Genomic DNA, 24,938 nt, shown 5'->3' on the forward strand with positions numbered 1-24,938 from the left:
TCGCGATGATGCTTGCCTGGGCCAGGAAAAAATTGCACAGCGCGCTGCCGGCCTTGTTGCTGGCGCCATCGCTGTACCTGCTATCTGCGCCGCAGCCGGCGCATGCGGCGCCGGCCGAACAGGTGATCGTCGATACCGACATCGGCGACGATATCGACGATGCGTTCGCCCTGGGCTTGCTGCTGAACAGCCCCGGTTTCGAGATCCTGGGTTTCACCACCGCCTGGGGCGATACCGGACTGCGCATGCAGCTGCTGGAGCGCCTGCTGCGCGAAACCGGCCATGGCGCGATTCCGATCGCACGCGGCATCGCCACCACCAGCCAGACGCCGTTCACCCAGGCCCGCTGGGCCCAGCGCGGCAGCCTGCCGCCAGCCGCGCCGCCTGCGGTGGATTTCCTGCTGCAGCAGATCCGCCGGCATCCGGGCCAGGTCACCCTGATCGCCTTGGGGCCGCTGACCAATATCGGCGCCGCGATAACCCGCGATCCCGCCACGTTCGGCAAGCTCAAGCAGGTGGTATTGATGGGCGGATCGGTCCGGGCCGGCTACCGGAAGTCGGAGTACGCGGCGGCGCGTCCGGCGGACAAGGAATACAACATCGCGGCCGATATCCCGGCCGCGCAAAAATTGTTTACCTCAGGCGTGCCTATCGTGATGATGCCGCTCGACTCTACCCAGGTCAGGCTGGATGAAGTGGAGCGCAGCGCCCTGTTTGGACATGGTTCGCCGCTGACTGACGCGCTGGCGCTGCTGTACCACCAGTGGGCCGACAGCTACCAGCCATGGTCCAGCAATACGCCGACGCTGTTCGACGCGGTGCCGGTTGCCTATCTCGCCGACCGCCGCACCTGCCCTGCCACGCCGCTGCATATCGTGGTGGACCAGGACGGCTACACCAGGGAACAGCCCGGCGCGCCAAACGCCGAGGTCTGCCTGGCGCTCGACAAGCCGCTGTTCATGGAGCTGTTCATGCGGCGCCTGCTGCAATAGTCGCAGCGCTCACTGGGCCGTCTTGTCCGACGGGTATTGCAGCGAGTCGCGCAGCAGGTAACCCATCGGCATGTTCATGTTGGTGCCTTTCGGGCCGTTCGGCTGGGTGAACCAGTAGCTGTAGATTTTTTTCAGTTCGCCTTCATTGATCAGCCGCACCATTTCCTGGTCCACCAGTTTCTTGAAGGCCGGGTCATCCTTGCGGAACATCAGCGAATACGGTTCGATCGACAGCGGATCGCCAAGGATCGTATAGTCGGCGGGATTTTTTGCCGTCGAGCGCAGGCTGTATAACAGCACGTCGTCCATCGCATAGGCATCGGCCTTGCCCTGTTCGACGAAAGCGAACGATTCGGTATCGTCCTGCGCTTCCAGCACCTTGATGTTGAGCGAACGGACGTTGCTGCGGTCGTTCACCAGGTCGATCGTGGTGGTGCTCTTGGTGATCACCATGGTCTTGTTGCGCAGGTCCGACCAGTTTTTTATGCCGCTGCCGTTTTTCACCACCATCCGCACGCTGGAAAAGAAATGCGGCACGGTGAAGCCGACGCGGGTGCGGCGCTCGGCGTTGTTGGTGGTCGACCCGCATTCGATGTCGGCCTTGCCGTCGATGATGCTGGAGAAGCGGGTCGCGGAATCGACCGGCAGGTACTGCACTTTCAGGTTCGGCAGCTTCAGCTCGCGTTTGACGGCGTCGGCGATTTTCTGGCAGAGGTCGATTGAATAACCGACGATCTGCTTGTTGTCATTGGTGTACGAGAAGGGCGCGGTCTGGCGGTAGGCGAAGGTGATGCTCTGGCTGTCGCGGATCTTGCCGAGCGTATCGCCGGCCGTGGCGGCGAGCGGCGCCAGGATAAGAAACAGGGTAAGGCCGTGCTTGATGGCACCATGCATATCGTAAGCTCCAATGAGTCGCGCCGCCGGCCCGGCAAAAACCAGGCCGCCGACAAATAGTTTAAGGAGCAGATTTCCCCGCGACAAATATATCAGTAGTTTTGGCGCTTGCGGTGCTTGTTGCGCAAATTGATTGCGTCAGCCCAGGGCGGCGCTCCTGCCAGGGAATCCAGGCGGAGCGCCGCCGGGAGTTTACGATTTGGCGGAGTAAAAACGATATATCGCCGTATAAGGCACGCGCGCTTCTTTCCCCAGCTGGGCCTGGTCGCAGCCATCGGCCGGCGCATTGCCGCCAGCGGTCTGCAGGCGCTGGATGCTTTTCGTCAAGCCAAACACGCCTATGCCGTCCGTCGATTTTGCAGTGAGCAGCAACCACGGGATGGCGCCGGCCACTGGCGCATCGCTGTGCGCCTGGAGTACGCCGACCACCTTGCTGCCGTCAGTCGACTCCCAGGTCGGGCCGGCGTAGTGCTTGCCTATCTTCTGGCCATCGTTGTCGAACAGATCAGCTTCCGGCGCCACGAAGCGCCACTCGAATTGGGTGGCGTCGGCTTTGGCGACAGCGCATTGGTAAATTTGCACGCCGGTCGCCTTGGCCTCGAGCGACAAGGCCTGCGTATCCGCGACCTTCAGGCTGTCGGGAACCACGATCGCTGTCGTGGCCGGTGGACTGGCGCAGCCTGCGAGCAGCAGCGCGCTCCAGGCCGTTGCTGCCGTGACCAGCATTTTTCTTGTCATTTTGCTTTCTCCATTGTGTGGATCGATAGGACCTGCCTGTTTCCAGCGTGCCTATTGTAAAGCGCTGCACTAGCTCTTGCTTTTGAACCAGGCTGCGGTGGCGGCGTCGGCCGGAAAGAAAGATTCGATCCGCAGCTCATGCACGGTGACGTCGTGCGGCGTGCCCATGGTGGTGATCGAGGTGAACAGGTTGAGCTCGACGCCGTCCTTCCTGATGGTCATCGCCAGGAACGGCAAGACGCGCGTGTCCAGGTTCGGCGTCTGGCTGGCGGCCTTGATGCCGGGCAGCGCCACCAGCTGTTCCAGCAGCCTGGTGGCTTCGCTGCCGGGACCGTCGCTCATGGCCTCGCGCTGGATCCAGTGCAGCAGGTCGGCGCAGACGTCCTGCCAGTTGACCAGGTGCTTCCTGACGGCTAGCGGATCCAGCATCAGCTGCAGGATATTGACGCCTTCGCGCGGAATCGGCTGGCTGTCCGGCATGTCCAGCAGCCAGCGCATCATCATCGCCGCCGGGCCGTTGCTCATCACCAGGTTCCACAGGCGGTCCACCACCAGCGCCGGATACGGCGCCTGCTGGGCCAGCATGAAATCCAGCGCCTGCTTGACCGAGGCCAGTTCGGGATCGGACAATTTGCGCTCGTGGTAGGCCGGCGCGAAACCCGCCGCCAGCAGCATCACGTTGCGCTGGCGCAGCGGGATGTCGAGCGCCGTGCCGAGTTTCAGGATCAGTTCCCGGCTCGGCTGCGAGCGCCCGCTTTCCAGGAAACTGATGTGGCGCTGCGAGATATGGCTTTCGGCCGACAGGCGCAGCTGGCTGTAGCCGCGCTTGTCGCGCCAGTAGCGCAAGGCCGTGGCGAAATCGTTGAAGTAGCGGTTGTGTGCGGCCTGCTCCATGCCTGTTTTTTCTGCGGCTTGCGATGCGCCCATGAATTGTCTCCAAAGATTTACCGGGCAGTGTAGCCCGGCAGCCAGGGATTTCAAACCGGCAGGTTCATCGCATCCAGGAAACCGGTGACGCTGCTGATCCGTCCGTCCGCCGCCACCACCGCGATGTCGGTGCCGATGGCGACCGGCTCGGCGCCGTCGGCGGCCAGGGCCCAGGAAAAGCGCACGACATCGTTATGGCCGTCCTGCTTGCCGTGCAACTTGAAACGCAAGCCGGCAAACTGCTGCTGTACCGCGCCTATCATGGCATCCAGCCCGTCATGGCCGGCGTTGCTCATCATCGGATCGACGTAGCTTGCTTCAGGGGTAAACGCGGTGGTTATCAGTGCGCGGCGGCGCGCGGCGTCGGGTTCGTTCCAGGCTGCGATGTAGCGGCTGGCGATGGACGCGGCTTCATTGGCGATATTCGTGGCGCTGACGGTGCTGGTCATGGTCGTGCTCCTTCAAGGATGGGTTGGGAGAATTGCTTTGTCGTTGACGACAAACGCATTCTCCGCCCAGCATCGGGCACGGTCGATTACGTCCCAGGTAATCAAATGGATGAAACTAGGGTCCCGGCGCCACTACGCCCGCCATGGAAAACAGTAGCACGCCCTGACCATCCGGCGCCTTGAGCAGCGCCGTGATCGGCTCGTCGCCGGCGCTATGTTCCAGCGTGAAATGGCGGCCGCCGTCATTGCTGCGCAACACCGTGCCGCCCATGCCGCCGGCCGCCAGCTCGCGGCCGGACAGCTGCGTGATATCGGTCAGCGACTGGGTCGTGCCGGAAGCCACCGCTTGCCAACTCTTGCCGTCGTCGGCGCTGCGTATGACATGGCCGCGCATGCCGACCGCGACCACGGTGCTGGCGCCGTTGTCGGTAAGCGCGGTGGCGCTCCAGAGCGATCCTTTTTCACCGCTGTCGATCACATCCCAGCGTTTGCCGCCGTCTTCCGAGCGGAACACGGTGCCGGCTTCGGCCATGATCAGCAGTGTGCCGCCGGCGGTTGCGACAATCCGGTACAGGTGGCGGTCGGCGGCGTCGCCGTTGCTCAGCTTGACTTCACTCCAGGTCGCGCCGCCATCGGCGGTGCTGAGGGCCATGCCGAACAGGCCGACTGCCAGGCCCCTGTCGGCATCGGCGAACCAGATCGACAATATCGGCTGTTCCTGGCCGTACTGCTGGCGCAACAGCTTCCAGTGCTCGCCGCCGTCGGCGGTTTTCAGCACCACGCCGTCATGGCCGGCGGCCCAGCCGGTGCTGCGGTCGATGAAAGTCACGCTGGTCAGCATGGCGCGGGTCGGCACGCTGCGCGCCTGGCGAAACTGCTTGCCGTCGTCGGACAGCAGGATGACGCCATGGTCGCCGACGGCAACGATCCTGCCGCCTGCGGTGCTGGCCGCCGCCAGCATGGCAGTGGCCGCGGCTTGCTGGCGCAGCTGGGCCGGCCGGCTGGTGGGCCAGCCGGAATTAGCCGCTTCAGTTGCGAAAGGGCTGGCGCTCGCCAGCAAGAGGCACAGGGCGGCAGGAAGCACACGCAGATTATTGAATGTTGAAGGCATGGGTTTCCTCAATGTGCAATGGACGACGACATGCGCGGTACGCCGGCGCGGCGCGGGAAGATGGTCTCCAGCACCACCGCGAAAGCCGGCAGCAAAGTCACCGCCATGACCATGTTGACCAGGAACATGAAGGTCAGCAGCTTGCCCATGTCTGCCTGGAACTGCAGCGGCGAAAACGACCAGGTGGCGACGCCTATCGACAGGGTCAACGCAGTAAACACGGTCGCCACGCCGGTCTCGTGCAAAGTGCGCTCGACGGCGTCGCTGATCGCCATGCCCGCCCCAAGGTGCAGCTGCAGGCGGTTATAGATATAGAAAGCGTAGTCGACGCCGATGCCGGTAGCCAGCACCATCACCGGCAAGGTCGCCACGGTGAGGCCGATATTCAAGTCCTTCATGAACCAGTAGCCGAGCCAGGTCGCCACCGTCAGCGGCAGGCAGCAAGCCAGCATCGCGCGCCAGTCGCGGTACGCCAGCAGCACCAGCAGCAGGATGGCGGCGTACACATACAGCATCATCGGCAATTCGCTGTGCTCCAGCACTTCATTGGTGGCAGCCTGGACGCCGGCGTTGCCGCTGGCCAGCCGGATATTGACCCCGTCCAGCCGGTTCGCCAGGCGAAACTGATCGACCGCCGCGACCACGCCCTTGATGGTGGTCGCCTTATGGTCGCTCAGGTACAGGTTGACGCCCTGGGCGCGGCAATCCGAAGAAGAAAAACCGTGCAGCTGGTTGTTGGCGCTGCCGAACTGCGAACCCAGCCCGCGCGCATCGCGCGTGATGGTTGCCATCTTCGGGTTGCCTTCATTGAGGCCGGCATTCACGCCCTTGAGCACATCGGCGACCGAACGGGTCGACAGCACGCCCGGCACGCCGCTCATCTGCTGCGCAAAATCGTCCATGAACAGCTGCGCGTCGGGACGCGAACAGGCATCCAGCTTGCCGGCCGGCGCCACCTCGAACACCACCGTCAGCCAGTCCAGGCCGACATCGAAACGCGCCGTGATATCGGCGGCGTCGCGATTGAAGCGCGCTTCCGGCCGCAGCTCGGCGGCGCCGGCCTGCAGGCTGCCGACATGGCGTCCCTGGCTTTGCCATACCGCCACGGCGAACAAGGCGGCGCCCAGCGCCACCACGATCCACGCATTGCGCGGCCGCGCCACCAGCGCCAGGCCGCCCAGCCAACGGCTGTGCTGTTCGCGGCGGCCGATGGCGCGCTGCGCATATTCCTGCGAAAAGCTGAAATACGAAGCAGCCAGCGGCAGCATCACCAGGTTGGTGACGATCTTGTAGCCGACCCCTATCGACGCGGCAATCGCCAGTTCGCGGATCATCGGAATCGGGATCAGGGTCAGCGTGATGAAACTGATGAAAGCCGTCACCAGCGCCAGCGTGCCCGGTATCAGCAAACCGGTAAAGCTGTGGCGCGCCGCCTGTTCGGTATTGTTGCCGGCGGCGATTTCGCGCACGATGAAATTGATCTGCTGCACGCCATGCGAAACGCCGATGGCGAACACCAGGAACGGCACCAGGATGGCCAGCGGATCGAGGCCGAAACCGAGCAGCCGCAAAGTGCCGAACTGCCACACCAGCGAACTGAGCGAACAGGCCAGCGGCAGCATGGTCAGGCGCAGCGAGCGGCAATACCAGTAAACTGCAAGCGCGGTCAGCAGCAAGGCAATGCCGAAGAATTCCATGACGCGGCTGGCTTCTTCGCCGATATCGCCGATCGCCTTGGCGAAGCCGATGATCTGGATCTCGACGTCGGCGTTCTCGAAATGCTTGCGCACCTTGTCTTCCAGCAGCTGGTTGAAGGCGCGGTAATCGAGCGGCTGGCCGGTCTGCGGATCGCTGTCCTGCAGTTCGGCCAGCACCATGGCGCTGGTCTGGTCGCGCGACACCAGGTTGCCGAGATAGCCGCCGGCGGCGACCCGGCCGCGGATGTCGGCGATCACCTGTGGGTTGAGCTTGTCAGGAATGATGTCGCCGCCGGTGATCGGCAGGGCCTTGAAACCCTCCTCCGTGATTTCGGTAAAAAACACATTGGGCGTCCACAGCGACATGACGCTGCTGCGGTCTACTCCCTGCAGGTAATTGACCGCGTCCGTCACGCCCAGCAGCTGGCGCAGCACCGGCGGATTCCAGATCGTGCCGTGGCGCGCGTGCACCACCACGATCAGGCGGTTGGCGCCGAACAGCGCTTCCCGGTACTGGTTGAAGGTCTTGATGTAGGCGTGCTGCTGTGGCAAGGTTTTTTCAAATCCGGCCGACATGCGCAACCCCAGCGCCAGCACCGCCATGCACAGCGTAAATGCAGCGAACGCCAGCAGCACCGCAAAGCGCCGCCGGAACAGGACCGATTCCAGCCCTGCCACCAGCCGCTGCAGCCGGCCATCCTTGCCAAGACCCTGGGTTGAACTACTCATGCCTGCATCCAATCGCTGGTTAGCTGCTTCATCAGAACGAAGTCGTGAAGCTGAAGGTGGCGAAATCGCGGTCGCGGCTCAGGTTGGACAAGCCGCCGCCGTAGTTGTGGGTGTAGTCGACGCGCATCTTGGTGGCCGGCTTGGTCTTGAAGTCCACTGTCAGGCCCAGCACCACCGCGCCCGCACCCTGGATGAAACCCGGCAAGGCGCTGGCGGATACGCCAGACATGCCGTACGACAGCGACAGGTCGGGTGCATAGGAAGCCTGGCCGCCGAACGCGGCGGGATAGTTGACGCCGATCTGCGCCACCAGGCCGCTCGACAGTTTGGTCGGCGACCGGTAGTCGGACGCCACCGAATAAGGGATGCCGCGGTTGAGGTCAAGGTCAGGATAGTAGGCCGCCGCCAGTTCCGAGGTAAACGTGCCCTCGGTCGCGCCCAGCGCGCGCAGCAAGCCGCCGAAGCTGCCGCCCGGGGTGAAGATGTTGAGCGCGGTCAGGTGGAACTGGTATTTCTTCTGGTCGACCGCGCCGCGGCAGACATAGCCGGTGGGACGGTAGTTGGCTGGATTCAGGTCGGCATTGCAGTAATACGGATTGTTCGGATTGCTGACGATGGTCGGATCGATGGGCGTGCTTTCCTTCGGACGGAACGACAGCTCGGTGCCGAAAGCCCAGTCGCCGGCGCGGGTGTTGTACGAGACCCCGAACAGGTTGCGGTCCTCGGCGTAGTCCAGGTAAATCTCTTGCCAGCCGAATGGATTGGCGGTGGCGCCCTGGTTGACGCGGATGCTGGCGAACGGAATCTTGTCGTGATAGCGGATGTAGTACAGCGCCAGTTCGTCGCCGCTGTCGGGAAAGGTATAGCGGGTCGACAGCCCGAACTGGCCGCTGTTCCTGGGATTGCGGTCGACGCCGCGCGGGATCACGCTGCCGCTGTGGACCAGCGGACCGTACAAGGGATTCAGGTTGGGATCGGCCAGTTCGCTCGCCGACAGCTGCCGGTTGAACGGCAGCCCGGTGCTCGGATTGATGCCGATGATGCGGGTGCCGGTATCGCCCACGGTGCCGGGCGGCGCCGGCGGCAGGCCGAGCGGGCCGGTCACCGAATTGACCAGCGAGGTCGGCAGGAAAGCGCCGGTGGAGCCGCGGCCGACGATATCGCTGGTGGAGAAGAAGGTGCCGACCGGATCGAATTCATAACCGTTCCAGCGCGTCTGGTAATAACCTTCGACGCTCAGGCCCTTGGCCACTTCGGCATTCAGGGACAGGATCGGCGCCGGCCGGAAAATCTCTTTCAGCTGCACCCCCGGGCTATGGGCGCGGCGCACATCGATGGCATTGATCGAATTGATCCCGCCGGGAATGAAAATGTCTTCGCCCCAGCTGATCACCTGGTTGCCGACCCGCGCCCGCACCGGATGCTGGTCGATCTCGAATTCCTTGTTGACGTAGGCGTCCAGCAGGCGGATGTCGTGCACCGCATGGCTGCGCGCATCGGGTTCCAGGTCGGCGTAACGGGTGCGGTCGGCGGCGAAATCGTAGGACCACGCGGCCCGCATCAGGCCGCTCCAGCCGTCCGGCGCTTTCAGGAACAGGTCATGCACGCCGCGCAAGGTCGCCGAGAACACCTGCCCGCTCTTGTAGTTGAGATTGCCGTTGTCCTGGTTGAGCCTGGTCAAGTCATACGACTGGTTGAAATTGACCGGATCGCGGCGCGCGATGCCGACCTGGTCGCTGCTGGCGCAGCCGCCGTTGTCCTGGCCGATGAAGGCGCAGTTCGGGCTGGAGGTGCGCACCGCCATGCCGAAGGAAATGGAAGAGTCGAAGCTGCCCCTGAGGCCGTTGCCCAGGTCGAACTGCTCGGCGCTGGCCGTATGGCTGAACACCGTCGAGCTGCCCCACACCAGGGCCACCACCATGCCCGGCTTGAAACCCGACTGCCTGCCCTGCCTCATCTTCCTCGCCATCTTCTTCATCCTTCTCTCCCCGGGATACGAACAAACTGCGCGATTTTTTTATGGACGGCGGTCAGCGGCTGGCAAAGCGGCGCAGGCCGTCTGGTTCAAACATCGATTCCTTGACCCGGCCTTCGCGCCCGGCCAGCCAATCGGACTGTTTTTGCCCGGCCGGAATCCGTTCGGCGATGTAGCGTCCCAGCGACAGGTCGTAACTGGCATAACCTTCCTGCACGCAGGCCGGCAGTTCGGTCGCCATCACCACCCCGCTTTCCATCACGCGCTGCACCTTGCCCTGGCCGTCGTACAGGTCCTGCACCAGGATCTGCCAGGAATCTTCATCCAGGTAAAACGTCCGTTTCGGAAAAGTGTGGCGCGCGCCCTGCTTGACGGTCGCCTCCACTTCCCACACGCGATGGGTTTCGTAGCGTGTCATGTCGCGGTTGAGGAACGTCGGCTGCACCACGTCGCCGATCTTGTTTTCCACGGCGTTGACCTTGTTCCAGTTGTAGGGAACGATCATTTCCTTCTTGCCGACCAGCTTGAAATCGTAGCGGTCCAGCGGGCCGTTGTACATGGTGTACTGGTCGATGGTTTCGAGATTTTCATCGTTCAGGATGGGCGCGTCGTAGGAATAGGTCGGCGCCCGGCGCACCCGGCGCTGGCTGGCGAAGTACAGCCAGATATCGTTGGTCTTGCCGATGTAGGCATGCGACAAGGTGACGTCGCCGGCGAACTGGGCCGGCGCGATGTACGGGCTCAGGTAAAGCGATTCGATGCCCTTGGCGCCGGCGATCGTGTTGTTCTTTGGATTCGACAGCGGGAACATGATGTAGTCTTCCTGGATCAGCGGCTCGCCGATGCCGCTGCCGCCTTTCGGCGGGATCGCCGTGGCATAGGCCCAGGTCAGGCCCTCGCCCTGGTAGCGCATCTTGAAATTCCACATTGCCTCGACGCCGTTGGCCGGCATCGGGAACGGATAACCGGCAGTCTTGGCTTCCACCAGCTCGTAGCCGTTTTGCCCGATCTTGGCGAAACCGACATTTTCCTTGCTGCGCTGGTACACCACGTCCGGATAACCGCAGGAACGGTGGGTCGGATAGACATCCATGCGGTAACCCTTGATGCTCTTGATCAGCTGCACCTGGCCGGGCGACAGCTTGGCGGCATATTTGTCGACATTGGCGGCAGTGATCGAAGTCACCGCCTTGTCGGCCGCATACGGATTGGGACGCGGCTGGCCAGCCTTGTAGCCGCCCGCCGCGGCGAGGTCGCCGCCGCTCCAGGCCGGGATCGTGCCATCCTTGTTGCCAGCCTTTTCGGCGCCGACCGGCGTCAGCTCGGCGCCCAGCCTGGCTGCCTGCTGCGCCCACAGCGGCGCGGTCAACAGGCAGCAGGCCCAGGCGGCGGACAGCATCACCACGGATGCCCTCGGTTTGATCGGGTGCATTTTTATCTCCTCGCAGGTCACATCACAAAATCATTGGAATTCGATGAACAATCCTGTTGCTTCTTTATTGCGGCTGGCGCGGAGCAAACGCGACGGCCACCGCAGGCATCCCGAGCAGCACCGTTGCCCCCAGCACCATGCCGAACCGCTCGGCGCCAAGAGCGGTCAGCAGCCAGCCGGCCAGGGTGGTGCCGAACGCCACGCCGAGCAGCGTCACCACCACCGTACGGGACACCAGCGAGCCATCTTCGTCAATCTCCGACAGCAAGCCGGTCAGAAAGGGAACCAATGCGTAGAAACCGATGTTGAGCAGCAGCTGGCTGCTGAAATAGGCGGCGCCGCTGCGCGCCGAGAAGAACCACATCAGGGAAACGATCATCAGCAGCTGGGCAGCGCAGATAATCGCGATGCGATGGCGATGGCTGCCGCGCCAGGAGGAGGCGACGCAGCCGGCGAAACCGAGGAAAGATGAAATCGACAGCAGCATGCCGATGGTCGAGGTAGCCAGGCCGGCGTGCTGGCCGGCCAGTTCGGTGACCGCCCACTGCCCTGCCTGCACGCCGTAGATCAATACGGTGAGGATCCAGACGGCGGCGATGCGCAGCCATGGCAAGCCGGCGCCGGCAGATTTGCGCGGACGGCGCTCGTCGACGATATCGCGGCTGGCGCGCAGCAGCAGCGGCGCGGCGCAGGCGACCAAGGCGCCCATGGCAAGGAACAGCCATTGCGCCGCCCAGCGCTCCGGCAGGTAGGAAATGCCGATCAGCAGCGCGCCGTTGACCAGCCCGGCGACCAGGATGATCACGCCCCAGATGCGTTCCGCCGACGGCTGGTTGGCGACGCTGGCCGCGACCAGCATGAACAGCATCCCTTCGAACACGCCAGCCAGGCCGCGGGCGACGCCGACTGCCTGCGCTCCGGCCAGCAGCGCGCTGGCGACCTGGGCGGCGACAGTGCCGGCGGCGCCGATCCAGGCGAAGCGCAAGGCGTAGCGCGACGCCCAACGCGGCAGCACCATGCAGCTGAGCGCCATGCCCAGCATTTCGAAGCCGGTCATCATGGTGGCCTGGCCCTCGTCCAGGCCGAAGCGCCGCATCAGGGCAGAGACGATGAACGGCGTCAGGATGGTGCCGTTGATCGCTACCGCATACACGATCGCCAGCCGCAGCATGGCGCGCGGACCGGGCGCGGCCGGCGCCAAGGCCGTGCCGGGACCGTCGGCGGCGAACGCCGGCGCGGCATGCGCCTGTGTCACAACGGCCGGGGCCGGCGCTGCACTTGAAGCCATCTCTTGGTCTCCCTCGGGCGGGTTGATATGATGTTTTTACAGCGGGACGAACATCCTGCCTGCGCGGCCATCCGTCTGTCGCGGAATGCGGCTGCGCCAATCTCTCGGCTCTGCAACTCTACAACTGCGCTACCAGCGCACCACCTGGCTGGTCAGGCCGCGCTCTTCCAGATAGCGCTTGCGCCCGGCCTGCCCTTTCTTTTCAAACCAGTTGATGATCTTGCCGATCTTGTTCGGGAACAGCATGGCCAGCCGCACCAGCATCGCGTCCGACACTTTCGGGTAACGCTCGTAGCGCGGCTCCAGCAGCATGCGCAGCATTTCATCCGCCACATGCGACGGGCTCTGCGGCGGATCGATGAAATTCAGGGCGCTGCCGCCGGTCAGCGCTTCATGGCGCAGCTGTGCGGTATCCACCGACGACGGCAAGATGCCGCCGACCTTGATGCCCTTCTTTTCGAAATCCACCGCGATCGACAACGTCGCGCCACGCAAACCGAATTTGCTTGCACTGTACAACGGACTCTCCGGCATCGGCAAGACGCCGCCCAGGGAAATCGTGTTGATGATGCGCGGATCCGGCGCCTGCTTGAGCAGCGGCACCATGATGCGCGACAGCAGCAGCGGCGTGATCAGGTTGATATGCAGGTCGCTTTCGATATGGTCGAGCGTATATTCGTCGAAGCGGTCGGTGCGCACCACGGCGGCGTTGTTCAGCAGAATGTCCAGGCGGCCGAACTTTTCCTCTACCGTCTGGCGGATATGCTCCAGCAGCGAACGCTGGCATAGATCGCCGGCAATCAGCAGCGGTTCCTGTTTCAGTTCGGCGGCGAGTTCGGCCAGGCCGTCCTGGTTCAAATCGCACAGCACCAGGCGCAGACCGGCATCGTCGAGGCGCTTGGCGATCTCGCGGCCGATGCCGCCGGCGGCGCCGGTCAGCAGGGCGACCCGCCCGGCAAATTCCGGGCCGAGCTTCATGCCGCCTCCTGCAAGGCGTCTTTCCGCGGTTGCGGCGCAACTGCCGCCGGCGCCTGGATCATCTGCCGGTAATCGCCGTCGCGCAATGCCGGCCAGCCGATACGCTTGTGCAGCTTTTTCAGGTAACGCTTGAGCGCGTGCACTTCCAGGTACACCGTATGGCGTTGCGACTTGACGAACTTGATGCCGCCCGACAGGTCGGGATCGTCGTGCGCGATCAGCTCATCGAAGGCGCGCACCCGCTCCGCGCCAGCGCCCTGCTCGCGCAGGTAGCTGGCGATCAGGTGGGCTTGCGCATCGAACAGCTTGAAAGCGCTGGAGTTGGTTTCTATATAACCGATGCCGAACAGGTTGCGGTGCAGGCGGCTGAATACCGACAGGTACATCTGCGGCCGTCCGCCCTGCCACTCGAAATATTTGCCGGCGTACGGCGCGCTCCATTTGTAGCCGGTGGCGTACAGCACCAGGTCCAGCTGTTCCCGGCTGCCGTCCTTGAACACCACTTCGTCGCCGTCGTAGCGCTCGACGTCCGGGCGCACCGCGATGTTGCCGTGCTGCAGATGGTGCAGCAATTGCGTGTTCATCAAGGGATGGCTTTCGAACAGCTTGTGGTCCGGCTTGGGCAGGCCGAAACGGGTCAGGTCGCCGGTGATCATCTTGAGTATGCCGCTGAACACCGGCCGCTCCAGCCACATCGGCAGTTGCGGCCCTTTTTCGGCAAACTCGTCGGCCGGGACGCCGAACAGATGCTTGGGGATGAAATGATAGCCGCGGCGCATGCTGATGAATGCGGCATCGGCGTAGGTGGCGGCGTCGCAGGAAATGTCGGCGCCGGAATTGCCGGCGCCGACCACCATCACCCGCTTGCCCTTGAATTCCTCGCCGCGCTTGTAGCTTACCGAGTGGCGGATCTCGCCGCTGAAATTGCCCTTGATTTCCGGCAGGCTGGGGTCCCAGTTGCAGCCGGTGGCGCAGATCACTGCGCGATAGTGGCGCTGCTCGCCGTTCCCCAGCGTGACTTGCCAGCGCTGGTCGGGCAGCTTGTCGATGGCCTGCACCGAGACGCCGAAACGGATATTGTCGTACAGGCCGAAGGCGCGCGCGAATGACCTGACGTAGGCGACGATCTGCCGGTTGGTCGGATAGTCCGGATAGTCTTTCGGCATGGGGAAATCGGCATAACCCGACAGGTCGCGCGATGAAATGAAATGCGCCGATTCGTACATCGGGCTGCCCGGATTGTCCATGTCCCAGATGCCGCCGACGTCGCTGTGGCGCTCGAACTGTTCGTAGCTGATGCCTTGCCGCTTGAGGGCGCGGGCGGCGCTCAGGCCGCCGGGACCGCCGCCGATAATGCACACTGCTGCGTTGCTGCTGGAAACGGATGAAGCACTCATTGGCAATCTCCTGGACATCGGCTGGGCTGGTTTGAATTGTCTGGCGTCCATCCAATGTAACGAAGTCCGGGCCGCGGAGTGAGGGCCGAAACGGACGGCGGAAGGGTCTTTAACGGACAGAATATTGTCCGTCGCATGCATGCAGGCTAGACAACCGCCTGTCTTGCCGACACAATGGCAAGCATGAAACCGACCGCGAAACCTGCCGCAAAACCGGCCGCCGCCAAACCCGAACGGATTGATCCGCGCTACTCGACAGCATCGATCAATCCCCTGACGCCGCGCTATCTGTCGATCGTCGCCCACGAACGCGGCCATGACACCGCGTCCCTCTGCCGCGGCCTCGGTTTCAGCGCGGAAGACCTGAACCAGCCCAATTTCAAGATCTCCTACCGCCAGGGCAGCATGATGATCCGCCGCGGCCAGAAGCTGATCGGCGATACCGGGCTCGGGCTGGCGGTAGGCAGCCGGCAGACGCTGGTGTCGTGGGGCCTGGTCGGCTTCGGCATGATGACCTGCGCCACCTTGGGCGAAGCCAGCGAAATCGGCATCCACTACCAGAAAGGAGCAGGTTCGCTAATCCATATCGCCATGGAGCTGCGCGGCCAGCAGGTCGCGATCGTGGCCGACCCGCAGTTCTACGATCCCGATATCGAGATGTTCCTGATCGAGGAAGCGTTTTCCAGCATGGTCAATATCGTGCGCCACCTGGTCGGGCCGCAGTTCACGCCGGCGGCGATCGAACTGGTGTACCAGCCGCCGCCGCACGCCGCCATCTACGATACGATTTTCCGTTGCCCGGTGCGCTTCGGCTGCTCGCGCAACCGCTTGATCACCGACGTCAACTGGATGAACTATCCGCTGCCTACCCACGATGCCCTGGTAGCCAAGACGGCCATTAAACTGATCGAAGAGAATCTTACGGTGGAACAGGAAAAAGTCGATCTTTCCACCACCATCGAGCGCGCGATCCGCGACAATCTGAAAGACCTGCCGTCGCTGCAGAGCATCGCCGCCACGCTCAACATCGGCGAGCGGACCTTGCGCCGCCGCCTGAACGATGCCGGTTTTTCTTACCAGGGCCTGCTGGAATCGGTGAGGAAATCGCGCGCGCTGGAATTGCTGTCGCATTCCAAGTTTTCAGTGGCCGATGTCGCCGCCGAAACCGGCTTTAAAGATGTGAGGAATTTCCGGCGCGCATTCAAGCGCTGGACCGGCGTGGCGCCGACCGAAATCCGGGAGTAAGATAGCCGCTTCGTTTCCGGAGGATTGCCGCATGCCGAATTGCTTGCCTTTCTTGCTCGGCAGCTTGCTGCTCAGCGCCGCGTTATCCGCTGCCGCCGCACCGGCGCTTCCTGCTGCGCCTGCCTACGGTCCTGAACTGCAAGGCTTCGACTATCCTTACGAATTGAAACACTACGCCTTCGAATCGCAAGGCAAGCAGCTGCAGATGGGTTACATGGACGTCGCCCCGACCGGCGCCACCAACGGCCGCACCGTGGTCCTGATGCATGGCAAGAATTTCTGCGGCGCTACCTGGGAACAGACCATCAAGGCGCTGGGCGCCGCCGGCTACCGGGTGGTTGCACCAGACCAGGTCGGCTTCTGCACCTCGAGCAAACCCGAGCATTACCAGTATTCGTTCCAGCAGCTCGCCATCAATACCCACGGTTTGCTGGCGCAGCTGGGCATCCGCAAAGCCGTCATCGTCGGCCACTCGACCGGCGGCATGCTGGCCACCCGCTATGCCCTGCTGTACCCGGACCAGGCGACCCAGCTGGTGATGGTCAACCCGATCGGCCTGGAAGACTGGAAAGCGCTGGGCGTGCCGTACCGCACGGTCGACCAGTGGTACCAGCGCGAATTGAAGCTGAATGCCGACGGCCTGCGCAACTATGAACAGAGCACCTACTATGTCGGCCGCTGGAAGCCGGAATATGAACGCTGGGTGACCATGCTGGCGGGCCTCAACCAGGGACCGGGCCACGCCGTGGTGGCGTGGAATTCGGCGCTGGTCTACGACATGATTTTTACGCAGCCGGTGGTCTACGAATTCAAGGATCTCGCCATGCCGACCCTGCTGCTGATCGGCGATGCGGACACCACCGCCATCGGCAGCGATGCCGCTTCGCCGGAGGTAAAGGCAAAGATAGGCCGCTACAAGGTGCTGGGCAAACAAGCCGCCAAGCTGATTCCGCAAGCTACGCTGGTCGAGTTTGCCGGCCTCGGCCATGCGCCGCAGATGGAGCAGCCGGCAGAGTTCCACAAAGCCTTGCTAGGGTGGCTCGCGGCGCATTGACGCCGGCGGCCGGGCGGCTGCGGGTTGCCTAATCCGCCTGCTTTGCCTTCCCCATTTGCCACAGCAGGAAACTGTAGATATCGGCAGACAAGGCATAACGCTGGGTAGCCGTGCTGCCTACGCCATGGCCGGCCTGCATGTCGAGCCGCAACAGGACCGGCTTGCCGCTGCTGGTGGCTGCCTGCAGGCGGGCCGCGGTCTTGGCGCTGTGCCAGACGTCGACGCGCGGGTCGTTCATGCCGTGCACCAGCATGACGGCGGGATAAGCGGTGTTGTCCTTGATGTTGTGGTAGGTGCTCATCTCCAGCAAGGCCGGGAATTCCTTCGGGTTCCTGGCGCTGCCGAATTCGGAAATGTTGGTGATGCCGTTGGCGCTGTCTTCGGCGCGCACGGCGTCCATGATGCCGACATTGAAGATCGCTGCCGCAAACAGCTCAGGCGCGCTAGTCACGGTGCGGCCGACGAAGATGCCGCCGGCGCTGGTGCCCATCACGCCCAGGGTCTTGGGCGTTGCGTAACCTTCGGCGATCAGGTATTTGGCGCAAGCCACGCCGTCTTTCCAGGTATTCGACTTGGTGGTCTTGAAGCCGGCCCGGTACCAGTCATCGCCATAGACGCCGCTGCCGCGCACGTTGGCGAATGCCAGCACGCCGCCGCGCTCAAGCCAGGCCATGCGGGCAGGCGAGAAACCGGCGGTCTGGGAAAAACCGTAAGCGGCGTAACCGTCCAGCAAGGTCGGATTGCTGCCGTCGCGTTTCAGGCCCTTCTTGTACAGCAGGGTCATCGGCACCAGCGCGCCGTCATGGCTAGTCACCTTGACGTCGACCACTTCCACTTCGGGCAGGCCAGGCATGGGCGGATTCACGCGCAGGCCGGGGTCGCTCGACAGCTTGCCCTTGAGCAGCAGGGTGCGCGGCAGCTCGGTCCAGCCGTTCAAGGTGTACAGCACATCGCTGTAGGCATGGGCCGGATCGTTATGGACGGTGGCGGCACCTTTGAACGGCAAGGGGATGTTCTGGCCCTTGGTGTCGCCGGCCGCATAGCGCCGCAGCACGATCGAGGTGCCCTCGCGCACTTCGCCGATCAGCGCATCGCGTGTCAGCGAGAATTTTTCCAGCACCGCGTCTGGCGGCGCGCTGGCCACTTCGCGCGCCAGTTTCAGGTCAGGATGGCGCAAGTCGAGTTTCAGCACGCGGTTGCGCGGCGCATGGTCATGCGTCAGCAGGTACAGGTCGTTGCCTTTCAGTTCGGCATCGGTGATCTTGTCGTCGAAGCTGGAAATTTTCTTCCAGGCGATGGCCGGCTTGTCGAGGTCGGCGACATCGGCCACGAACAGGAAACCTTCCGGCAAGGTGGTGTCGGTGGTGCGCGCAACCATCCAGCGGCTGCCCGGATTGAAGAGGATAGCGCCGACATCGAGACGGGCCAGGCCCAGGTCGGTAGTAACGGTCGGGCCGAACACCGCCTTGGCTTCGGCGGCCGGCGCGCCGACCTTGAGCCACATCACCTTGCTGTCGAGATAGGTCTCTGAATCCGGGTCGCCCGGCTTGAGCGCCTTGAGCTGGTTGTAGGTAAGCGACTTGCTGTCCGGCAGCCAGCCGAGCAGGGCTTCATGCACGCGTGGAATCGGTTCGCCGACATTTTTCCCGCTTGCCGTATCGAGGATATACAGCGAGGCATCTTCCGAACCGCCGGCGGAAACGCCGTAGGCTACGTGCCTGCCGTCCCAGGCCGGCACGAAATAATTGATGGCGTGCGGCACGCCGGTGCGCTTGGCGTCCAGTTCAGGATCGACCAGGACGCGCTCGGGACCTTGCAGGCTGTCGCGCATCACCAGCTTGAACTGTTTTTCGCCGCGGGCGCGCTTGAGGTAATACACCTGGTTGCCCGGCATGCGCGTGATGTCGCGGATGTCGTCGCCGGTGGCGGCGGAAATATCGGCGATGCGCTGTTCCAGCTGGTTGCGCAGTTCTATCCGGTCCAGTTCCTTGCGCGCCGATTCGCCCTGCTCCTTGAGCCAGGACTGCACCTTGGGATCCTTCACATTCTCGAAATAGCGGTACGGATCTTTGACCGTGACGCCGTGCAAGACGTCGCTGACGTCCTGCACCGGGGCGACGCTGACTGCGTGGGCAGGCAAGGCCGTGACGAGTGTTGCAACTGCTGTGGCCACAGTAACTGCAAACAGCCGCGATGGTGTGTTCAAAAATTGCATGACAATCCTTGGTAAATTAAATGACTTGAATGATCTTTGCGAGGTGCAGCCTAGCGTTTTCCCGGCTGCAGCAAACCCCATTGCGACAGCATCCACGCCATTTCAAACGCGCGTTCCTTGATCGCATCGTAGCGGCCGGAAGCGCCGCCGTGGCCGGCTCCCATGTTCACTTTGAGCAGCAGGGGATTGTGGTCGGTTTTCAGCGCGCGCAGCTTGGCGACATATTTCGCCGGCTCCCAATACATCACCTGGCTATCGTTGAGGCCGGTGGTGACCAGCATCGACGGATACGCCTTGCGTTCGATATTGTCGTAGGGCGAATAGCTGCGCATGTAGTCGTAGGCAGGCTTTTCGTTAGGATTGCCCCACTCCAGGTATTCGCCCGTGGTCAGCGGCAGGCTGGCGTCCATCATGCTGTTCATCACGTCGACGAACGGCACTGCCGCATGCACGGCATGGAACAGGTCGGGACGCAGGTTGGCGACCGCGCCCATCAGCAGGCCGCCGGCGCTGCCGCCTTCGATGACCAGGCGCTGCGGGCTGGTCCAGCCCTGCTTGACCAGGTATTCGGCGCTGTCGATGAAATCGTAGAAGGTGTTTTTCTTGTGCATCAGCATGCCGTCGTCGTGCCAGTGCTCGCCCATGTCGTTGCCGCCGCGGATATGCGCTTCGGCAAACACCACGCCGCGATCGAGCAGGCTGACGCGGCTGTTGGAGAAGGTGGCTTCGGCCGGGATGCCGTAGGAGCCGTAGGCGTACAGCAGCAATGGCGCCGAACCGTCCAGCTTGATGCCCTTTTTGGCGACGGTCCAGAGCGGCACCTTGACGCCGTCGCGCGCGGTGGCCCACAGGCGTTTGGTTTCATACAGGGCCGGATCGTAGCCGGGCACTTCCTGCTGCTTCAGCAGCTTGCGCTGGCCGCTTGCCATGTCGACGTCGAACACCGTCGACGGCGTCACCGGCGACTCGTACATCAGGCGGTATTGGCTTGAAGTGAATTCCGGCGTGCCGCCGGCATGCGAGGCGTACACCGCTTCGTCGAACTGCACGGTCTTCCAGCTGTGGTCGGCAAAATTGTAGATGCGGGAACGTTCTTGCGCATCCGATTTTTCGCTGACCACCAGGAAATCGCGGAATAGCTCGAAGGATTCCAGCAGCACGTCGGGATCGTGCGTTACCAGTTCTTTCCAGTGCTCTGGCCCGGGGGTCGCCAGCGGCGCCGTCACCAGGCGGAAATTCTTGGCGTCCTTGTTGGTCATGATGAACAGCTCGCCGTCGCGGTGATCGACATGGTAGCGATGGCCGGTTTCGCGTCCCAGCACTGAACGGAAACTGCCTTGCGGCTGGTCTGCCGGCAGCAGGCTGACTTCGGTGGTGTCGGTGCTTTGCGCTTCGAGCTCGATGAATTTGCGGTCGCCGCTGTTGCCGACGCCAAGGTTGAACTGCTCCACCGCTTCGCGGTATACCTCTACCGGCTTGGCGCCCAGCTTGAGGCGCAGCAGCAGGTCGGAGCGCTTGGTGGTGGCGTCTTCCTGCACCAGGAACAGGGTCTGGCTATCCGCCGCCCAGGCCAGGGTAGTCACGCGCTCCACCGTATCGCCAAGCAGCTTGCCTGTGCTCAAATCCTTGACATGCAGCTGGTACTGGCGTTAGCCGACGGTGTCGGTGGAATAGGCCAGGTAACGGTCGTCGGGACTGACTGAAAAACTCTCTACCTCGAAAAATTTCTTGCCTTTGGCGAGCAGGTTTTCATCCAGCAGGATTTCTTCCGCGGTCCTGGCGTCATAGGCGAAACCGGCATCGGCCTTGGCCAGGCGGCGGCAAATGATGGGGTATTGCTGGCCGGCTTCGGTGCGGCTGTAATAGTAATAATTGCCGCGCCGGGTCGGCACCGACAAGTCGGTTTCCTTCATGCGGCCCTTGATTTCACCGTAGAGTTTTTTCGTGAGCGGCGCCAGGTCCTTGGTCATGGCCTGGGTATAGGCATTCTCTGCCTTCAGGTAGGCGATCACCTTGGGATTGGTTTTTTCGCGCAGCCAGCGGTAGTCGTCGGTGACGGTTTCTCCGTGGCGGGTTTCCTGCCAGGCTTGTTTGGCGGCGAACGGCGGTGTCGGAGGGGATGCGGCGAGTGTGGAAGCAGAGGTCATCAGAGCCAGGAAAAATGCGCCCAGGGTATGGGTGCGTTGCGGAAGAAAAGACATATAGTACAGATCCCTTGTATGGATAGACAGTGCGCCTGGATTTGCCCGGGGTAGGGGCAATCCTCAACATGCAACTCTGTTGCAATCCGCTAAGTTACCTGTAATCCCGCGGAAACACAATATGCTGGCTCTCGGCCATTGCCGTTCGCGGCTAGAATATCGGGCAGACTGCTGCAACTGCCCGCACCCGCCAATTTGAAAGCCGCCATGCCCCAAACCCCGCAAGCCTTGTCCGACGCCGCCGCCATCCTGGCGACGCGCCGCAAAACCGGCGCCCAGGGAGCGCGCCTGCCGCAGCCGATGCGGCCGCAGGATGCCGAGGCAGCGCTGGCGATACAGGCGCTGGTCAGCGCCCAGGCTGGCGCCGCGATAACTGCCTGGAAATGCGGCATGCCGGTCGAAGGGCAGCCGGTGGCGGCGCCGATCTATGGCGACACCGTCTTTAGCGGCGGACTGTGTACGGCGTGGGTGCGCGGCGGCCAGGTACGGGTCGAGCCGGAACTGGCTTTCATCCTCGGCCGCGATTTGCCGCCGCGCCCGTTGCCTTATTCCGCAGCGGAGATCGATGCCGCCATCGTGCGCACCTGCCTCGCGCTCGAACTGATAGACAGCCGCTACAGCGATCCAGATGAAGCGGGTTTTCTTGAAAACCTAGCGGACGGACTGCTCAACCAGGGCTTGTACATTGGCCCGCAAGTGGATGCCGAACACGCGCGCGGCGCGGCCGTGCTGGCGATCGATATCGACACCGGCGCCGGCGAAACAATCCGGCTGGACGGCCGCCACCCGGCCGCCGACCCGCGCGCGCCGCTGTACTGGCTGGCCGAATTCCTGCGCGGCCGGGGACAGGGGCTGCAAGCCGGACAAGCCGTCATCACCGGCTCCTATGCCGGCAGTTTCGGCCTGCCCGCGGCGCAAGACCTGGTTATCCAATATGGCGCACTGGGCAAGCTCGCTGTGCACTTTTCGCCGCGATGAATCCAGCGGCAAGCTCCGTCGGCCGTTTCCGGCCGCGCCTGACGCTGCAGACCTTGGGCCGCGGCGACGGCCTGCTCGGCATGCGGCCTTCCGGTCCGTTCGGCCCGCGCGGTCCCAACGTGACGGTGGCGCAGATCAGCTGGACTTATGTCACCGATGACGGCTTGCAATGGGAGACCGCGGCGCCGACCGCTTTGCTGAACCGCCGCCCGGCATCCTCACAAACGGTGGAAAACGAACACGGCCAGCGCCTGCTGCTGCGCGACTTGGGCGCCGAAGCCGATGCGCTAGACCTGGTGTGGGAGCTGGGCCTGTATCCGCTGCCCAGCGACACCTTGCAATGGCGCACCGATGCCGCCGCACAGGAAGCAGCGTCCACCCTGGCCTCGCTGTGGACCTTGGTGCAGGAAGATTTCTTCGGCGATTTCTGGGCCGAGCAGTTGCCCGCCTTGCAGGCCAAAGGCTGGGCGATCGTGGTGCGCCCCGGTTTTGCCCATGAGAGCGTGCCGGTGGATGCCTGGCGCCTGATCGTCAACCCGGCGACCGGTGAACTGCTGGGCAAGCAGGTCGCAGCGCGCATGCGCGGCCGCGAACAGGAGGTGACTGCGCTCGGCCTGCCCGCCGGCGAAGGCTCCTGGCTGCTGACCCTGGGCATCGAAATCGACGGCGAACTGGTGGACCTGGTGCCGCTGCTGGCGTACCTGCTGCAACGCGACGCCCGCTGGCTGGACGCCAGGCAGATCGCCTTGATCGACGACCACGCCCTGATCATGCTGCGGGCGCCCGGCGGCAAACGGATCGAAGCGCTGGCGGCGCCGCTCAAGGCGATCGTCGGCAACATGCTGGAATTGCTGACCGATCCCTTGCGCAAGGACGGGCCGCTGCAGCTCTCTTCCTGGGATGCCTACCGGCTTGAAACGATGCGCCTGAGCCTGCTGGATACGCAGCGCCAGCGCGCCGGCGTCCATGGCGCCTGGCAACTGCAAGGCGACGCCGGCCTGCGCGCGCTGGCGCAACGGCTGCAAGGCGCCGGCACGCCGCAAGCGGTGGCGGCGCCGGCCGGACTCGGCGTTACCTTGCGGCCCTATCAATTGCACGGCGTCGCCTGGCTGCAGTATCTGCGCGAGCATCGCCTGGCCGGCATCCTGGCGGACGACATGGGCCTGGGCAAGACCGCGCAGGCCCTGGCGCACTTGCTGATCGAAAAGCAGGCGGGCCGCCTTGACCTGCCGGCGCTGGCAGTGCTACCGACTTCGCTGGTGTTCAACTGGCAGGCCGAAGCCCGGCGCATGGCGCCCGGCTTGCGCGTGCTCGCCCTGCAAGGACCGGAGCGCCATCGGGATTTCTCGCACATGGCCGGATACGACCTGGTGCTCACCACCTACCCGCTGCTGTGGCGGGACCGCGCGGCGCTGGAAGCCCAGCCCTTCCACATGCTGATCCTGGATGAAGCGCAGACCGTGAAGAACGCCACCGCCCGCAGCGCCGGCGCAGTGCGGCGCCTGCGCGCGCGGCATCGCTTGTGCATCACCGGCACGCCGCTGGAAAACCACCTGGGCGAACTGTGGACCCAATTCGATTTCCTGATGCCCGGTTTCCTCGGCGACATGCGCAGTTTCACGCGCCTGTGGCGCAAGCCGATCGAGATCGGCGGCCAGACCCTGCGCGCGCAGCTGCTGGCGCAGCGGGTCAGGCCTTTTATCCTCAGGCGGCGCAAGGACGAAGTGGCGAGCGAACTGCCGCCGCGCAGCGAGACGCTCAAGCTGGTCCAGCTGCAGGGACAGCAGCGCGACCTGTACGAAAGCGTCCGGCTGGCCGCGGATGAGCAGGTGCGCCGCGTGCTCAAGCGCAAAGGCTTCAGCGGCGGCCAGATCACGATCCTCGATGCCTTGCTCAAGCTCAGGCAGGTGTGCTGCGATCCATTCCTGCTGAAAGGCATGGAACACCCGCCCGGCATCGAGCGCGCCAAGCTGGAGCTGCTGCGCGACATGCTGCCGGCCCTGGTGGCCGAAGGCCGGCGCATCCTGGTGTTTTCCCAATTCACTGAAATGCTGGACCTGATCGCCGCCGAACTCGATGCCATGCAGCTGCCCTGGCTGGCCCTCACCGGCAAGACGCCGCCGGCCAAACGCGGCGCACTGGTAGCCGAATTCCAAAACAAAACCGTACCCTTGCTGCTGGTCAGCCTCAAGGCCGGCGGCGTCGGCCTCAACCTCACCGCCGCCGACACCGTGATCCACGTCGACCCATGGTGGAACCCCGCAGTGCAAGAACAAGCAACCGCCCGCGCCCACCGCATCGGCCAGGAACAGACCGTGTTTGTCTATAAAATCGTGGTCGAAGGCAGCATAGAAGAACGCATTATCGACCTGCAAGCCCGCAAGGCGGCGCTGGCAGAAGGCGTACTAGGCAGCGACGCCGCACTCGCAACCAAGTTCAGCAGCGAAGATCTGCAGCTACTACTGGCCCCTCTAGCCTGAAACCAGCACACACGTCACCGCCAATTAATTAGGGTCAGAGTCGAATTATTTCAGGATTAATTAGGGTCAGAGTCTGACCCTTCCCCTCAAATTTCGCTTGTAAACTCTCCGAAATCGCGTTAACTTTCAATCTCAAAAACGGTGCATGCATGGCTGTG

At 63.5% G+C, this 24,938-nt stretch carries 18 protein-coding genes and 1 pseudogene; 5 read left to right on the forward strand and 14 right to left on the reverse strand.

Annotation, left to right across the window (positions count from 1 at the left end; genetic code table 11):
- Window positions 1–5 precede the first annotated feature (5 nt).
- Window positions 6–992 (forward strand): nucleoside hydrolase, encoded by a 987-nt coding sequence (locus tag BM062_RS20235; RefSeq protein ID WP_254785182.1) that lies wholly within the window; start codon window positions 6–8, stop codon window positions 990–992.
- A gap of 9 nt (window positions 993–1,001) precedes the next feature.
- Here the strand turns inward: BM062_RS20235 and BM062_RS20240 are convergent, their stop codons facing one another.
- From BM062_RS20240 to BM062_RS20290, 11 genes are all read right to left on the reverse strand, one after another.
- On the reverse strand, window positions 1,002–1,886 hold the full coding sequence (locus BM062_RS20240) for an amino acid ABC transporter substrate-binding protein (protein WP_254785183.1): 885 nt from the start codon (window positions 1,884–1,886) through the stop codon (window positions 1,002–1,004).
- Window positions 1,887–2,078: 192 nt separating this feature from the next.
- The gene (locus BM062_RS20245) at window positions 2,079–2,624 is read right to left on the reverse strand and encodes a DUF3455 domain-containing protein (RefSeq protein ID WP_092400183.1); all 546 of its coding nucleotides are present in this window, start codon (window positions 2,622–2,624) and stop codon (window positions 2,079–2,081) included.
- 69 nt (window positions 2,625–2,693) lie between these two features.
- Window positions 2,694–3,551, reverse strand: a complete 858-nt coding sequence (locus tag BM062_RS20250; RefSeq protein ID WP_217647627.1) for a helix-turn-helix domain-containing protein — start codon at window positions 3,549–3,551, stop codon at window positions 2,694–2,696.
- A gap of 50 nt (window positions 3,552–3,601) precedes the next feature.
- Window positions 3,602–4,000 (reverse strand): nuclear transport factor 2 family protein, encoded by a 399-nt coding sequence (locus BM062_RS20255; RefSeq protein WP_092400185.1) that lies wholly within the window; start codon window positions 3,998–4,000, stop codon window positions 3,602–3,604.
- A 115-nt stretch (window positions 4,001–4,115) separates the two neighbouring features.
- Window positions 4,116–5,111, reverse strand: a complete 996-nt coding sequence (locus BM062_RS20260) for a WD40/YVTN/BNR-like repeat-containing protein (RefSeq protein WP_092400187.1) — start codon at window positions 5,109–5,111, stop codon at window positions 4,116–4,118.
- Between the two features lie 8 nt (window positions 5,112–5,119).
- The gene (locus BM062_RS20265) at window positions 5,120–7,537 is read right to left on the reverse strand and encodes an efflux RND transporter permease subunit (RefSeq protein WP_092400189.1); all 2,418 of its coding nucleotides are present in this window, start codon (window positions 7,535–7,537) and stop codon (window positions 5,120–5,122) included.
- A 31-nt stretch (window positions 7,538–7,568) separates the two neighbouring features.
- On the reverse strand, window positions 7,569–9,515 hold the full coding sequence (locus BM062_RS20270; RefSeq protein WP_092400191.1) for a DUF1302 domain-containing protein: 1,947 nt from the start codon (window positions 9,513–9,515) through the stop codon (window positions 7,569–7,571).
- Between the two features lie 52 nt (window positions 9,516–9,567).
- On the reverse strand, window positions 9,568–10,944 hold the full coding sequence (locus BM062_RS20275; RefSeq protein ID WP_092400193.1) for a DUF1329 domain-containing protein: 1,377 nt from the start codon (window positions 10,942–10,944) through the stop codon (window positions 9,568–9,570).
- A 64-nt stretch (window positions 10,945–11,008) separates the two neighbouring features.
- A complete protein-coding gene (locus BM062_RS20280; RefSeq protein ID WP_092400195.1) occupies window positions 11,009–12,232 on the reverse strand; it encodes an MFS transporter in 1,224 nt (407 codons plus the stop codon).
- A 129-nt stretch (window positions 12,233–12,361) separates the two neighbouring features.
- Window positions 12,362–13,210: an SDR family NAD(P)-dependent oxidoreductase gene (locus tag BM062_RS20285; RefSeq protein ID WP_092400197.1), complete on the reverse strand. Its 849-nt coding sequence runs from the start codon at window positions 13,208–13,210 to the stop codon at window positions 12,362–12,364.
- Window positions 13,207–14,607, reverse strand: a complete 1,401-nt coding sequence (locus tag BM062_RS20290) for a flavin-containing monooxygenase (protein WP_092400199.1) — start codon at window positions 14,605–14,607, stop codon at window positions 13,207–13,209. The genes BM062_RS20285 and BM062_RS20290 overlap by 4 nt, the downstream gene beginning before the upstream one ends.
- Window positions 14,608–14,790: 183 nt before the next feature.
- Here BM062_RS20290 and BM062_RS20295 point away from each other — a divergent pair, with 183 nt between their 5' ends.
- Together BM062_RS20295 and BM062_RS20300 are read left to right on the forward strand one after the other, a co-directional pair.
- Complete coding sequence (locus BM062_RS20295; protein ID WP_175501103.1) at window positions 14,791–15,852, forward strand: AraC family transcriptional regulator; 1,062 nt, start codon at window positions 14,791–14,793, stop codon at window positions 15,850–15,852.
- Between the two features lie 31 nt (window positions 15,853–15,883).
- Window positions 15,884–16,906 carry an alpha/beta fold hydrolase gene (locus BM062_RS20300; RefSeq protein WP_092400203.1) on the forward strand — a complete coding sequence of 341 codons (1,023 nt, stop codon included), beginning with the start codon at window positions 15,884–15,886 and terminating at the stop codon, window positions 16,904–16,906.
- 28 nt (window positions 16,907–16,934) lie between these two features.
- On the opposite strand, the gene BM062_RS20305 is transcribed toward BM062_RS20300, so the two are convergent.
- The 3 genes and pseudogenes from BM062_RS20305 to BM062_RS26000 form a co-directional block, all read right to left on the reverse strand.
- Window positions 16,935–19,079 carry a prolyl oligopeptidase family serine peptidase gene (locus BM062_RS20305; RefSeq protein WP_175501104.1) on the reverse strand — a complete coding sequence of 715 codons (2,145 nt, stop codon included), beginning with the start codon at window positions 19,077–19,079 and terminating at the stop codon, window positions 16,935–16,937.
- Between the two features lie 92 nt (window positions 19,080–19,171).
- Window positions 19,172–20,095 (reverse strand): prolyl oligopeptidase family serine peptidase, encoded by a 924-nt coding sequence (locus BM062_RS25995; protein ID WP_371326615.1) that lies wholly within the window; start codon window positions 20,093–20,095, stop codon window positions 19,172–19,174.
- A pseudogene (locus tag BM062_RS26000) lies at window positions 20,075–21,322 on the reverse strand (oligopeptidase B); the annotation flags it as partial. The pseudogene BM062_RS26000 and the gene BM062_RS25995, both read right to left, overlap by 21 nt.
- A gap of 207 nt (window positions 21,323–21,529) precedes the next feature.
- On the opposite strand from BM062_RS26000, the gene BM062_RS20315 reads away from it, so the two are divergent.
- The gene (locus BM062_RS20315) at window positions 21,530–22,300 is read left to right on the forward strand and encodes a hypothetical protein (RefSeq protein ID WP_092400207.1); all 771 of its coding nucleotides are present in this window, start codon (window positions 21,530–21,532) and stop codon (window positions 22,298–22,300) included.
- Complete coding sequence (locus BM062_RS20320) at window positions 22,297–24,780, forward strand: DEAD/DEAH box helicase (protein ID WP_092400209.1); 2,484 nt, start codon at window positions 22,297–22,299, stop codon at window positions 24,778–24,780. The genes BM062_RS20315 and BM062_RS20320 overlap by 4 nt, the downstream gene beginning before the upstream one ends.
- Window positions 24,781–24,938: the final 158 nt, after the last annotated feature.

Origin of the sequence: Collimonas sp. OK412 (assembly GCF_900112135.1) — a bacterium.
Lineage (GTDB): Bacteria > Pseudomonadota > Gammaproteobacteria > Burkholderiales > Burkholderiaceae_D > Collimonas > Collimonas rhizosphaerae.

Bases quoted from the DNA above. Each gene is read 5' to 3' on its own strand.
- BM062_RS20315 (WP_092400207.1), top strand. From the start codon at position 21,530: ATGCCCCAAACCCCGCAAGCCTTGTCCGACGCCGCCGCCATCCTGGCG.
- BM062_RS20290 (WP_092400199.1), bottom strand. From the start codon at position 14,607: ATGAGTGCTTCATCCGTTTCCAGCAGCAACGCAGCAGTGTGCATTATC.
- BM062_RS20250 (WP_217647627.1), bottom strand. From the start codon at position 3,551: ATGGGCGCATCGCAAGCCGCAGAAAAAACAGGCATGGAGCAGGCCGCA.
- BM062_RS20245 (WP_092400183.1), bottom strand. From the start codon at position 2,624: ATGACAAGAAAAATGCTGGTCACGGCAGCAACGGCCTGGAGCGCGCTG.
- BM062_RS20280 (WP_092400195.1), bottom strand. From the start codon at position 12,232: ATGGCTTCAAGTGCAGCGCCGGCCCCGGCCGTTGTGACACAGGCGCAT.
- BM062_RS20300 (WP_092400203.1), top strand. From the start codon at position 15,884: ATGCCGAATTGCTTGCCTTTCTTGCTCGGCAGCTTGCTGCTCAGCGCC.
- BM062_RS20260 (WP_092400187.1), bottom strand. From the start codon at position 5,111: ATGCCTTCAACATTCAATAATCTGCGTGTGCTTCCTGCCGCCCTGTGC.
- BM062_RS25995 (WP_371326615.1), bottom strand. From the start codon at position 20,095: ATGTACGAGTCGCCGGTGACGCCGTCGACGGTGTTCGACGTCGACATG.
- BM062_RS20295 (WP_175501103.1), top strand. From the start codon at position 14,791: ATGAAACCGACCGCGAAACCTGCCGCAAAACCGGCCGCCGCCAAACCC.
- BM062_RS20240 (WP_254785183.1), bottom strand. From the start codon at position 1,886: ATGCATGGTGCCATCAAGCACGGCCTTACCCTGTTTCTTATCCTGGCG.
- BM062_RS20285 (WP_092400197.1), bottom strand. From the start codon at position 13,210: ATGAAGCTCGGCCCGGAATTTGCCGGGCGGGTCGCCCTGCTGACCGGC.
- BM062_RS20320 (WP_092400209.1), top strand. From the start codon at position 22,297: ATGAATCCAGCGGCAAGCTCCGTCGGCCGTTTCCGGCCGCGCCTGACG.
- BM062_RS20265 (WP_092400189.1), bottom strand. From the start codon at position 7,537: ATGAGTAGTTCAACCCAGGGTCTTGGCAAGGATGGCCGGCTGCAGCGG.
- BM062_RS20270 (WP_092400191.1), bottom strand. From the start codon at position 9,515: ATGAAGAAGATGGCGAGGAAGATGAGGCAGGGCAGGCAGTCGGGTTTC.
- BM062_RS20235 (WP_254785182.1), top strand. From the start codon at position 6: ATGATGCTTGCCTGGGCCAGGAAAAAATTGCACAGCGCGCTGCCGGCC.
- BM062_RS20255 (WP_092400185.1), bottom strand. From the start codon at position 4,000: ATGACCAGCACCGTCAGCGCCACGAATATCGCCAATGAAGCCGCGTCC.
- BM062_RS20275 (WP_092400193.1), bottom strand. From the start codon at position 10,944: ATGCACCCGATCAAACCGAGGGCATCCGTGGTGATGCTGTCCGCCGCC.